This is a genomic window from Pedobacter sp., assembly GCF_035566355.1.
GTDB lineage: Bacteria > Bacteroidota > Bacteroidia > Sphingobacteriales > Sphingobacteriaceae > Pedobacter.
In genome coordinates this window covers 16,836-29,295 of the sequence record NZ_DATMRL010000613.1, presented here as the reverse complement: position 1 = coordinate 29,295, position 12,460 = coordinate 16,836, and the positions used below count along the sequence as shown (strand labels likewise).

12 protein-coding genes are annotated in these 12,460 nt (G+C 43.0%); 3 read left to right on the top strand and 9 right to left on the bottom strand.

The window, feature by feature from the left end:
- From VNZ46_RS24045 to VNZ46_RS24035, 3 genes are all read right to left on the bottom strand, one after another.
- Nucleotides 1-967, bottom strand: a 967-nt coding sequence (locus VNZ46_RS24045) for a thiamine pyrophosphate-binding protein (protein WP_325563366.1), incomplete at its 3' end; no start/stop codon positions are given.
- A 29-nt stretch (nt 968-996) separates the two neighbouring features.
- On the bottom strand, nt 997-2,262 hold the full coding sequence (locus VNZ46_RS24040) for an MFS transporter (RefSeq protein ID WP_325563364.1): 1,266 nt from the start codon (nt 2,260-2,262) through the stop codon (nt 997-999).
- 14 nt (nt 2,263-2,276) lie between these two features.
- Nucleotides 2,277-2,477 carry a KTSC domain-containing protein gene (locus VNZ46_RS24035; RefSeq protein WP_133778850.1) on the bottom strand — a complete coding sequence of 67 codons (201 nt, stop codon included), beginning with the start codon at nt 2,475-2,477 and terminating at the stop codon, nt 2,277-2,279.
- A 139-nt stretch (nt 2,478-2,616) separates the two neighbouring features.
- Between VNZ46_RS24035 and VNZ46_RS24030 the strand changes: the two genes are divergently transcribed.
- On the top strand, nt 2,617-3,924 hold the full coding sequence (locus VNZ46_RS24030; protein ID WP_325563361.1) for a PepSY-associated TM helix domain-containing protein: 1,308 nt from the start codon (nt 2,617-2,619) through the stop codon (nt 3,922-3,924).
- Here VNZ46_RS24030 and VNZ46_RS24025 read toward each other — a convergent pair.
- Nucleotides 3,917-5,155, bottom strand: coding sequence for an MFS transporter (locus VNZ46_RS24025; protein WP_325563359.1), 1,239 nt, complete (start codon nt 5,153-5,155; stop codon nt 3,917-3,919). The two genes, VNZ46_RS24030 and VNZ46_RS24025, sit on opposite strands and share 8 nt — an antisense overlap.
- 99 nt (nt 5,156-5,254) lie before the next feature.
- Here VNZ46_RS24025 and VNZ46_RS24020 point away from each other — a divergent pair, with 99 nt between their 5' ends.
- A complete protein-coding gene (locus VNZ46_RS24020; protein ID WP_325563357.1) occupies nt 5,255-6,130 on the top strand; it encodes a LysR substrate-binding domain-containing protein in 876 nt (291 codons plus the stop codon).
- A 2-nt stretch (nt 6,131-6,132) separates the two neighbouring features.
- On the opposite strand, the gene VNZ46_RS24015 is transcribed toward VNZ46_RS24020, so the two are convergent.
- Nucleotides 6,133-6,708 carry a thymidine kinase gene (locus VNZ46_RS24015; protein WP_325563356.1) on the bottom strand — a complete coding sequence of 192 codons (576 nt, stop codon included), beginning with the start codon at nt 6,706-6,708 and terminating at the stop codon, nt 6,133-6,135.
- Nucleotides 6,709-6,809: 101 nt separating this feature from the next.
- On the opposite strand from VNZ46_RS24015, the gene VNZ46_RS24010 reads away from it, so the two are divergent.
- Entirely contained in the window at nt 6,810-7,886 is a 1,077-nt protein-coding gene (locus VNZ46_RS24010; RefSeq protein ID WP_325563354.1) for a hypothetical protein, read from the top strand.
- On the opposite strand, the gene rodA is transcribed toward VNZ46_RS24010, so the two are convergent.
- Genes rodA through mreC form a run of 4 tightly spaced genes read right to left on the bottom strand, consistent with a single transcriptional unit; the run spans nt 7,879 to nt 12,437 of the window.
- Nucleotides 7,879-9,144 (bottom strand): rod shape-determining protein RodA, encoded by a 1,266-nt coding sequence (gene rodA / locus VNZ46_RS24005; protein ID WP_414693528.1) that lies wholly within the window; start codon nt 9,142-9,144, stop codon nt 7,879-7,881. The two genes, VNZ46_RS24010 and rodA, sit on opposite strands and share 8 nt — an antisense overlap.
- Nucleotides 9,144-11,093, bottom strand: a complete 1,950-nt coding sequence (mrdA, locus tag VNZ46_RS24000; protein WP_325563350.1) for a penicillin-binding protein 2 — start codon at nt 11,091-11,093, stop codon at nt 9,144-9,146. The genes rodA and mrdA overlap by 1 nt, the downstream gene beginning before the upstream one ends.
- Nucleotides 11,093-11,608 (bottom strand): rod shape-determining protein MreD, encoded by a 516-nt coding sequence (locus VNZ46_RS23995; RefSeq protein ID WP_325563348.1) that lies wholly within the window; start codon nt 11,606-11,608, stop codon nt 11,093-11,095. The genes mrdA and VNZ46_RS23995 overlap by 1 nt, the downstream gene beginning before the upstream one ends.
- Nucleotides 11,601-12,437, bottom strand: a complete 837-nt coding sequence (mreC, locus tag VNZ46_RS23990; protein WP_325563346.1) for a rod shape-determining protein MreC — start codon at nt 12,435-12,437, stop codon at nt 11,601-11,603. The genes VNZ46_RS23995 and mreC overlap by 8 nt, the downstream gene beginning before the upstream one ends.
- Nucleotides 12,438-12,460 lie beyond the last annotated feature (23 nt).

Here is a 12,460-nt window from a genome sequence, read left to right as displayed (position 1 = left end):
GGAGTAAAGGAAAAAGAGCTTTAAGACTATCTTCTATCTTACCGCATAAACCCATGTCCAGTTTCGCCCGGCGGCCAAGTTTTTCTGGTTTTTCGTCTATCTGTATGATCTTTTTGTCTGTAGGAATGAATGGTGCATAAGGAAAGTCTGTGCCTAAAAGGAGTAATACATCAGCTTCGTGCATGCTGTGATAAGCTGCTGGAAGTCCCAGCAAACCTGTCATACCCACTTCATAGGGGTTGTCATACTGTATTCCCATTTTTCCTCTGAAAGAATAACCAACGGGCGCTTTCAGAATACGAGCCAGTTCCACGACGTCATCATGTGCTGCTTCGGCACCAATTCCGCAGAAGATGGTCACTTTGGAGGCGCCGTTCAGGATTTCTGCCAACTGGCTTAATTCTCCATCTGAAGGGCGGATCATTGGTGTGTTCAGGTAATTTTGCGTAGAAGCAATACTTTCTTCTGCTGGAAGGGAAGCCACATCGCCTGGAAGTCCAAATACTGCAACACCTTTTTTATGAATGGCATGCTGTATGGCTGCCTGGAGCATTCTGGTAGCCTGCATAGGGGTGTTGGCAATCTGGTTATAATGACTGCAATCATCAAAAAGCCGGGTGGTATTCGTTTCCTGGAAATAATCCGTGCCAAATTCATGGGTCGCACAAGTAGAAGCAATGGCAATAACCGGCACACCGGAACGATGGGCATCATATAATCCGTTGATTAAATGCACATGTCCGGGGCCGCTGCTTCCTGCACAACAGGCCAGACCGTTAAGCTCTGCCTCTGCTGCTGCTGCAAAAGCACCTGCTTCTTCATTTCGTACATGTACCCACTTAATGCGGCCGTCTCTTCTGACGGCGTCATTCAGCTCATTTAAACTATCACCGGTAACTGCATATATTCTTTTAATGCCATTGCCAGCCAGCATGTCTACAATTTGATCTGCAACCTTTTTACTCATGACTGTATTTTTAAGTGAATATGATTTGTTTAAACTGTAACGGGATTAGCTGGTGCTTTGTTTGCGCCTTGTCCTGTTTCTTTAAGGAAGAGACTAACTACAACAGCCAGCCCGATACCGGCAATCCAGAATAGGCCGGCAGATTGAAAATGTCCTGTCTTGTCTGTCGCCGCCTCCAGGGTTTTTCCAAAGAACCTGCTGAACAAAGGGCTCAGCAATGTGGTTACTCCAAACGTAATGAAATTGATGGCGCCCGTAGCACTGCCTTTTACATGGTCAGGATTGGATTCCTTGATCACAGAATAGGGGATCATCGCTGCTCCGGAAGCTACACCCAAAGTAAAAGTACTGGCAAATGCGGGCATAAGATCAGGAAGGAACAGCAATTGGATCAAACTCAGGATCATTAGTAAGGCACCTCCAATTAAAATAGGTTTACGCCGGCCTATTTTGTCGGTCAAATAGCCTAAAAGCGGGCAACCAAATACCCAACCCATAGCCACCATTGCACTGGCCAGAGTTGCGGTGTGGAAGTCCATGTTCCGGTCCTTTTGAAAAAATGCAACGCCCCATGTCATGGCAAAAATGGTGGTTGGTGCAAAAAGTAACCCAGATATAATACCGCAAAACCAAGACTGTTTGTTGGAAAATACGACTTTGTAAGGGCTTAAAAATCCTGGAGTATGAAGATCTTTTGATGAACGATGTTCTTGTACATTGTGCGGTGTAATAAGGAGTAACCCCACTGCGACGAATATAGTGATCAGACCGGCGACAGTCCAGAAATAAGTTTCATCCATTCCGCGCTCCATTAAAGGACCTACTACAAATTGACCTGCAGAGCCGCCCAGCATCCCAAGGCATTGTGTAAAACCTATAGCTGTAGCCAAAGACCTTGGAGAAAAGCCTTTTGTAGCCAGATAGACACAACCAGGAAAAGCAAAGGCACAACCTGCCCCTTGCAATAACCGGCCGATTACCCCGGTATAATAGCTGGAGATGATAAAAAGCAGGCAACCCAGACCTAGAATCAAAGCCCCTGCAAATAAAGAATATTTAGCACCAAATCTATCCAGGGCAATACCTGCAATCAGACTACAGGTAGAGTAAGTGTAATAATAGGTACCTACAATACTAACGAGTCCAACGGTGGAAACACCAAAAGCTCCTGAAAGCTGAGGGATCATGACAGCTGGGGAAGAACGTACTACATAGTCCAGAAAATAAAATAAGAGCCCGAAAACCCAGGCAATAACATAGTACTTTGTAGGAGAGGTTGTTTTTATAGTGTCCATTTTGGAAGGATTAACTAGTCAAGTACTTGCTTATAAGCGTAGTGTCCTTTAATGAACTCATTTAAATATCTACCCTTGGATCCTGCAGCTTTCATTGCTTCATACACATGTCTGGGCACATCCTTGTATTCATAAACCCTTCCCGAAACATAAGTAATCCTTAAAACAGCGCTTTCGGGGATATAACTCATAGATGCAACAACTGAAGAGGGCATACCAAAAGATTCTACTATATAAAAACGTATAAAACTGTGCCAAGCCTGCCTTTTTAAATTTTATTTTTGATCAGGCTTATTTATTTTAATTCCAAATAGTATTTTTGGGGACACAAATAATTCCCACCACCTAAATACAATGAAGAAGAAAGATACCAACTGGGCAAAAACACGCAAATTTCTGAATGATGTCCATTTATGGATTGGGCTGGCTATAGGCTTGATTGTATTGGTGGTTTGTTTCTGCGGAACGATCTATGTATTTAACGATGAGATCCGGGAAGCTGCGACACCAGAATTGTATAAGGTTGAACAGAAGGCAGGTCAGCATGTCCTGTCTGCTGAACAGTTGCTGTCTGTTGTGGAAAGGGCGAGTAAGGGGAAGGTTGTTTCTGTAAGGATACCTGCTGATGCCGGGCGTTCCTGGCAATTCGGGCTAAGAAAAAAAGAGGGAGATAAGAAAAAAGGAGGACATAAGAGAGCGGAGAAGCCTGAGGGAAAAGAAAAAGGGAGGGAAAAGGGAAAAACTAAACCTGTTGTCTATTATGTGAATCCGTATACGGCTCAGATACTGGGCAATTCAAAAGAAGTTAAATCAGTAACCATTAATTTCATGACCACTATTTTCAGCCTGCACAGGTGGTTGTTGCTGGATAAAATTGAGAAGCCAATTTTTGGGGAACTGGATAACCGTAAATTAGGAGGATATATTACCGGAGTTTCAGCCATTCTTTTTACCATAGGCGTGCTTTCTGGAATCGCACTTTGGGTGCCCAGGAAAATCAAATCCTGGAAACAGGGCTTTAAGATAAAAACCAGTGGAAGCTGGAAGCGGACCAATCACGACTTACACAATACTCTGGGATTTTATGCTTGTATTTTCCTTTTTTGTATGGGCTCTACAGGTCCGCAATGGGGCTTTGACTGGTATAGGACCGGGCTAAGAAAAATGCTTGGAACCTATGCTCAGGAAAAAGATGAAAAAGAAAAAAAAGGTCCACAGTCTGTGGTGCCTAAGGAGGAAATAGAGAAACCTCTGATCGCAGACTACCTTCATGCTGCGTCGCAGGTATTGGACTATCCAGGAGATTATTTACTTAACCTCCCTGCCGATTCTGCTGCCGCACTGAACATCAGCAAAACAAAGATCGGTTTCTTTGCACCTGCAGCTGCCGACCGTATCGTCATGGATCAGTATACGGCAAAGGTGATTAAAACAGAACGTTTTTCTGATCTGCCTTTTAACCAGCGGGTTTCCGGATCGATCAAAGCGATTCATACCGGGGAATTGTACGGAATGTTTACGAAGATTATTTATTTTTTTGCTTGTCTTATTGCGACCAGTTTGCCTGTTACAGGCACACTGATCTGGGTGAATAAGATGAAGAAGTCAAAATCTAAAAAATCAGTGCCCGCAACTAAACGTTTGGAGCCTGCGGTTATCTAAGATGAAGTAGATTTTGCATAGATATCTGACGGCCGGAGCGTTTGGTTTTATAGACCACGAATAGTCCGGTTGCACAAAGACCAATCAGGCCCGCAAGACAAACTGCCAGTCTTGGTCCAAAGGCTTGTGCTGTCCATCCAATAATCAAACTTCCTATTGGGATCATCCCCTGGTAAGCCATGATGTAATAACTGATCGCCCTTGCCCGCATCGCAGGAATGGTATGTGTTTGTATGTATGTGTTGATCGCTGAGGTTTGAGCCATCATTCCAAGGCCACTAAAGGTCATAAAAACCAAGGCCAGGGATAAAATCCCTGAATAAGCCAGGAGAATCAGGCTCAAGCCAAATACGGTACTGGCAATCACCATGATCCGCATTAAAGGTTTTGCTGATCTTAAATTGGCCAGGTACATGGCACTGATCACAGAACCCAGCCCTGCAGCACTTTCGAACCAGCTGAAGGTACCTGCATTTCCATGAAACAGATCTTTAGCAAAGATCGGCATCAGGGTGTTGAATGGGATGACGAACAAGCTGCTTACCCCAATCATCAAAATCATGCTGCTCAGTTCGCGGTCACCCGATACATATTTAAAACCTTCTTCCAGCTCTACCCAGATGCTTTTTTGCGGTCTTTCGACCACACTAAGGTTCAATTTCATCATAAACATACAAGCCAGTACAGGTATATAACTCAGGAAATTACCAATAAAACAAATATCTTCACCGAAGGTACTGAGGATAACCCCGGCAAAAGCAGGGCCCACAATACGGGCCATATTGGACATAGTCGAATTAAGCGCAATGGCATTTGGAAGGTCCTCTTTCTGATCCACCATTTCAACCATTAAAGATTGCCTGCAGGTTACGTCAAAGGCGTTGATAATGCCTTGTATCAGACTTAGAAAGATGATGCATGGTATATTGTAAAACTTAAAGAAAATGATTGCAGCCAATGCACCAGCCTGGAGCATCGAGACCACCTGGGTAATGACCAGGATTTTATAACGGTTGTGTCTGTCTATTAAACTCCCTGCATAAGGGGAGAGGATCAGCGAGGGAATAAGACTGGCAAAAGCCACCAGGCCTAGTAAAAGTGCGGAACCGGTTAAGCGGTATACGAGCCAGCTTACTGCTGTTTTTTGCATCCATGTTCCTATTAAGGAAATGCTTTGGCCATAAAAAAAGAGTTTGAAATTACGGTACTTTAAAGATCTAAATATATTCATGTTTCATAAGTGTCTTAAAGACATTGCAAATTTCGGTATAAACTATTGAGTTGTAAAATTGATTGTTTTAATGATTTTGATTAGTTTTAACGATTAATTATGGAGATCAGACAACTGAATTATTTTGTAAATGCGGCAGAATACCTTCACTTTACTGAAGCTGCTGCAGCCTGCTTTGTTACCCAGTCTACGTTATCACAGCAGATCAAACAGCTGGAGGAGGAATTGGGAATGCTGCTCTTTGACCGGATTGGAAAGCATGTCCGGCTTACGGAAGCGGGGTCTGTTTTTTTATTGCATGCCAGGAAAATACTGCAGGATGTTAAACGTTCAAAACAGGCCATCAACGAACTTAATCATCTCGAAGCGGGCGACCTGAAGATCGGCGTAACCTATGCTTTCAGCTCTATGGTCCTGCCGGCGCTTTCACCCTTCTCGTCCAAATATCCTGGAATTAAGATTTTTATTGAGTATGGTACACCAGAGTTGCTGGAGTTAAAACTGAAAGCTGCGGAACTGGATATTATTTTAACCTTTCATGAAGAATCTGACAATGAAGGGCTCGAAATGCAGCCCCTTTTTTCATCCAGGATCATGATGGTGGTTTCCAGGAAAAATCCACTGGCCTCGCTTAAAAAAATCTCCGTAAATGAACTGGCAACGCTCGAACTGATTCTTCCGGGAAAAGGCTTCAGTTCCAGGGACTATGTGAACGAATTGTTCAGTAAGAAGAACATCAGGCCTAAAATCCGGATTGAGATGAATGAAGTCAACTCTTTGCTTACACTGGTTGAGAGTACTTCATGGGTCACGATATTGAACGAAAAGGCCATCTTAACCTGGGACAGCCTGATTGCTATTCCTATTGCAGGTAAAGAACGCTATAAACAAGCTTTCATTTTATGGCAAAAAGGGGTATACAAGAAAAAAGCAGCTACGCTGTTCCTGGAAGAACTGGGTAAAATTTTGTGGTAAATTTAATCTTTGGTATGATAACAGTAACGGCATTTTGGCTCGTAACTCTCTTTTTCTCCAAGCAAGACTCTGGCCTCGCTGGCTATTTTTCGGTAAGAATACATCGCCGGGCTTCCACAGCATACGCATACTGCGTGCACTTTGGTTACCATTTCAGCAATCGCCATTAAGGCAGGCATAGGTCCGAAAGGTTTGCCCAAAAAGTCCATATCCAGACCGGCTACAATAACGCGAATGCCTTTGGCAGCTAGTTTATTACAAACCTCAGGAAGATCTTCATCAAAGAACTGGGCTTCATCAATTCCAACCACCTGGGTATCGGCATTGAGAAAAAGAATAGCTGAAGAGTTATCAACAGGGGTAGACTGTACAGAATTCAGATCGTGGGAAACCACGGCTGTTTCATCGTAACGGATATCGGTTTTAGGTTTAAAGATCTCCACCTTTAATTTTGCAATTTCTGCCCTTTTAAGCCTTCTGATGAGCTCTTCTGTCTTTCCGGAAAACATAGAGCCGCAAATTACTTCAATGCTCCCACGGTATGCTCCCCTGCTGTAATTTTGTTCGCTGAATAACATCTTGTCTGTTGAATCTTTAGAGCCGGCTAATATCGAAATTTTGTAGTACTTTTGAGTGTCAAGTTACCAACATAAAACAGCCATTTTACCGTTATTAATCTATGATGAACCAAGAGGATCTTTTTAAAAAAATCGGACTGATACTTTCAGAACTTCAGGAGCAATACCAGTTTTTAGCTCAAAACCCTCAAAATCTCAATGAATTAGAGTTGGAGTTGTTTCTGGCTAATGCCAATTTCTTAACTGACCATGTACAGATTGTGAGAAAGGCAAATCATGCTGCAGCAGCTAAAGCACAGCCGGAACCTGGGGTACAACGAGAGGAAGTTATTGCAGAACAGCCCTTAGCTGTTCCGGCAAAAACAGAGGAAGCAGAAGAAATTCCCGTTGCTGCTCAGGAAGAAGAAGAACCTGTTATAGTTCATCAGCCCCGGGAAGAAGAGCCTGTAATCGTACCTCCTAAAGCAGCGGTATTGAATGAAGAGATTTTTAAACTGGATAAAGATCCTGCAACTTTTGAGTTTATTTTAAGTGAGCACCCGGTGTCTGATAAGTTTGAATTCGAGGAGAAGGAGGTTGGTGATATTTTTGACAGACCTTTAAGTGAAGAAGAGCAGCGCATCATTGCTCAAAAGCAAAAACTCAGAGAGAAGAAAGAAGAAGAGACTGTCACTCCGGAAGAAGAGGACGAATTGGGTCCGGAACCTTTTCTGGTAGAGCATGGGGAGGAGATGGACGAAGAAATTCCGGCTCAAAACATTGTGGAGACTCCAGCATCTCCAGTTAAGGAAAGTGTACAACAACAAGATTTGTTTAAAGAAGATATAGCAGAGATAGACCAGCGGCCGGTGCAAAACACCATTCCTGATGCGCCGGTGAAGCCGACATTGAACGAATTGCTGGGTGGTGGAATGAAATCAGAACCTAACAAGGCAGAAGTTGCAGATCTGAAGCAGGCGATTAGCCTGAATGATAAATTGCTGTATATTAAGGATCTTTTTAATGGATATAACCTTGCCTATGCAGAAGTCATCGATCTGGTCAATAAAATGCCTGATTTCAAAACAGCGGATACTTTTCTGCAAAATAACTACGCGGTAAAGAATGACTGGAAATCGAAGCAGGCTACAGTAGATCGTTTTTATGAATTGCTGAACAGGCGTTTCCCGGTTAAATAAAGCCCATCCGGTTAGAATCCAGTTTCAGGAAGATAAAAATCAATACGGTAAAACTCCACAGGGAAGAACCCCCATAGCTAATGAGGGGGAGTGGAATTCCAATAACCGGCATTAAGCCGATGGCCATGCCGATGTTTATAAATACGTGGAAAAAGATGATACAAGCCATGCTGTACCCATATACCCTGGAAAATACAGAGCGCTGCCGTTCGGCAATATTGACTACCCTGACCAGTAAGAAAACGTACAAACCAATCACAACAAAACATCCTGCGAAGCCCCATTCTTCGCCAATGGTAGAGAAAATAAAATCCGTGCTCTGCTCCGGTACATAGCCATATTTGGTCTGCGTACCTAGTAAAAATCCTCTGCCCAGCACCTGTCCAGAGCCTATGGCAATTTTACTTTGGTTCACGTTATATCCCGCACCTTTTGGATCCGTTTTAAGCCCAAGTATCAATTCAATACGTGTGCGCTGATGAGGCTGCAGTACCTTTTCAAATAAGATCTTGGCCACAAACAAATATCCTATGGCAGAAATGGTGATCACTGTAATCATAATCATCCTTTGCATTTTCTTTCTGTTGAAATACACGAAAAGCCCTCCCAATATCAGGATGGAAGAAATTAGAATAACAGGCTGCAGGTAAAGATTCAGGATAAATAAAACCACAGCACCCCAGAAAATGACCAGCAAATAACCCGGTAAACCCTCTCTGTATAAAGGGAACATAAAAGAAAGGAAAACCAGTGTAGATCCCGCATCCGGCTGAAGCATAATCAATGCCATCGGCAAGAGAATAATGGTAGCAGCAATAAGTATAGGTTTTAAGTTGGTCAGTTTGGGATTAAAAGAGCTGATGTACCTGGCCAGCATCAGGGCTGTTCCAAATTTAGCAAACTCAGAAGGTTGTATGCGAAAACTACCCAGAGGGATCCAGGCCTGGTTACCACCAACATTTCGCCCAACCACCAGTACCACCAGGAGCAGGAACATGGTGATTCCATAGATCACCGGGGCAAATATGCTGAAGAATTTGGCATCCATCAGCAGGATAGAGAAACCCAGGATTAAACCAGTCCCAATGTAGATGAGCTGTTTCCCGTAATTACTACTGAAATTAAATAAATCGCTTTTTTCAGGATTGTATATAGAAGCATAAATATTTACAAAACCTACAGCACAGAGTGCAATATAGATCAGGATGGTTACCCAATCTACATTAAAAAAAAACCTGTTGCTTTGCTGCTGATTGATCATGGTGTAGCTGCTGTATTTTTAGGATTAAGTGCTGTTTTATTCTGAAGTCCAGTAACCGGAACTGATGGCTGTTTTGCCGCAGAGTCGGCGTTTTTTGGAAGAACCTTAATCTTTGGCTTTGGCAATTCAGGTAAGGCACTTTGTTTCTTCATCCATTCTACCTGGGCAAGCCTCCCTGCTGAAATGTTGCCCGTTAAATATTTCTCTGTCAGATAACTGGCAATCGGTGCTGCGTACGCACTTCCATAACCTGCGTTCTCCACAATGACCGCAATGGCGATCTTTGGATTATCCCTTGGGGCAAAACCGATAAAAACGGAGTGGTTCTTGCCATGAGGATTTTGTACCGTACCTGTTTTTCCACACATCAAAATGTTTGGTATTCGGGAAGCTGCTGCTGTTCCCCAACCACTGTTCACTGCATCCTGCATCCCATCAATCACAGGTTCAAAATGTGCGGCATCTACATCTACATAGTTCTTCTGCACATAATCCTTCTTAATGATATGTTTATCACCAATTGATTTAATCAGGTGGGGTTTTATATAATAACCTTTGTTGGCAATAATAGCCATAATGTTCGCCATTTGTAAAGGTGTGGCATTCATTTCACCCTGCCCAATGGCCAGAGAGATTACGGTGGTAAAACCCCAATATTTGCCAAACCTTTTGGTATATTGATCTGATGTAAACAAGGTTCCTTTACGTTCAAATGGCATGTCGATGTCCAGTTTCTGCCCTAAGCCGAATTTCCTCACCTTAGCTTGCCATTCATCATAAGCTTGTTTCGTACTTTTAAATCGGCTTTGGGTCATCAGTTTCTGAAATACATGGCAGGCATACACGTTACAGGAACGGGCCAAGCCCCTTCTTAAGCTGATGTTGCCATCCACGTGTTCGCATTTTACCGGATGGTTACCTGCCCAATAAACGCCCGGGCAATTAAAAGTCATATCCGGGGTAATTACACCCTCCTGCAAGGCGATCAGGTCATCCAGAGGTTTAAAGGAGGAGCCGGGTGAATAATACCCTGAAATTGGCCTGACCAGGAAAGGTCTGTTGGCCTGGCCAAAAATATCCATATAATTGTTGCCCTGCTGGCGGCCCACCATACGGTTGGGATCATAACCAGGACTGCTCACAAAAGCAAGGACTTCACCGGTTGAAGGTTCTATAGCCACAATACTGCCTACCTTATTGGTCATGAGCTGTTCGCCTAGTTTCTGGATTTCAATATCAAGGGACGAAACGACCTTTTCTCCTGACTTGGCCAGGGTATCGAATTTGCCTTCCAGGTAACTGCCCTGAGGTACGTTTCTGGCATCATATAACATATTGATGACTCCACGCTCCCCGCGCAGTGCATCGTTGTATTGTTTTTCAACGCCAGCTTTTCCAATATAGTCGCCGGGCCGGTAATAGCCGTCGTTGTCGTCAATATCCTTTTGGGTTACCTCCTTTACATAACCGAAGAATTGTCCCGCAACACTATCAGGATAATGTCTCACTGTCCTTCCCTGAACCAAAAATCCGGGAAAGCGGGAAAGTTTTTCCTGCAAGGCTGCATAAGTTTGAACAGACAATTGCTTTTCAAAAGTAGAAGGCTGGTATCGGGATTGAACAGTGGCTTTATGAAGCCGTTTTCTAAAACCTGGCATATCAATACCAATCAGGTTACAGAATTCTACTGTGTCAAATTCCTTGACCTGGTTAGGGATCACCAGCAAATCATATACCGGTTCATTTTGTACCAGTACTTTACCTTTCCGGTCAAAGATGACTCCACGTGCGGGGAAGGTATAGATCTTCCTGAGCACATTGTTATTGGATAAAAGGAAATATTTGTCACTGACAACCTGCATATAGAACAGCTTGCCGATCAGGACCAGGGCAAGGACGATGAAAATCCCCTGTAATACGTATTTACGGCTAAACAGATTATCCATTAGCGTTGCCTCCTGTTATAGAATAAGAATTCGATAAGTATAATCAGCAGCCAGGTAAAAGCTCCGCTCATCAAACAGCGCAGCAGAGTGTAAGAGAGCTCTGCGGGTTTGAAAGATTCCAGTACAAAAAGAACCAGGTGATGAGAAAATATACACAGTAAGGCATAAAGGGAAAACCACTTAAATCCCATATTGCCTAAGCTAGGCTCAGGTTCATCAAAACCGTCCCTGTTCACACTGATCGAGATGAAAGTGATGCGCACAAAGGTGAGTGCTACGCATGCTGCGGCATGAACGCCCAATGTATCATAAAAAGCATCCAGGGTCAGTCCGGTACCAAAGGCAATCAGATATAAGATCAGGTTCGGAGTGCCAAAGGGCAGCAGCAGCAGGAACAAAACGTAAACAAAAGGCGTAGCGAGGTCATAAAAACTCAAATTTCTTAACAGAAGAATCTGAATGAAAAGGAGGATAAACCACCTCAATATGTTGATCAGGACTAGTCTGCTATTCATTTGGTAATTTTGATTCTAAAGCTTTTTGCTCTTCGGCAAATTTATCTTTTATAACGTAAACATACTGTAAGGTACTAAAATCGTTAAAAAGATTGATTTCAATTGTTAAAAAATTATCTCCTGTCGCAATGCCGGCATTGCTTACCCGGCCAACAGGAATACCGGGAGGAAAGGAAGCGAAACCTGAAGTTACAATTGTATCACCCAGATTTATCTTAAAATGGTTAGGAATATCCTTGATATAGGCTTTCTGATAATTGAAGTTTTTCTCTCCCCAAACCAGTGACCCCAGTGCATTATTCTTTTTAGTTGTTACACTGATCTTGGTATCCTTGTGTAATAAAGATTGTATAGTGGCCAGGTGATCGGATACATCGCGGATAAAGCCAACCACACCCTTTTGAGGTGAAATAACAGCCATGTCCTTTTTGATGCCATCCAGGCTTCCTTTATTAATGGTGATGACGTTATTTCTAAGCGTTATCGAATTCTTGATGACCCTGGCTGCAAGATAAGTATACTGCTGGTGTGTTGTCGTATCTTTAACGGTGATGTTTTTGGCGCTGTCTATATTCTTCATCTTCAGGAGCTGGCTATATAGTTTGGCGTTTTCATTCGCTAAACTATCATTTACCTGCCCCAGGTTCATATACCGCTTGAATACGTTCAGTTTCTCATAGGCCTGTCCAACCACTTCATTTGTAGAATTCAGGGTTACACTTCGCTGGTAAGCATTGTTCTTAACAGTTAGAACAATGCCTATGGTAAAAAAGATGATAAATAAGAAAAATGCGTTATATCTGTTTATAAAGATCCAAAGGTTACGCATATTTTTCTACGATGTGATTACAT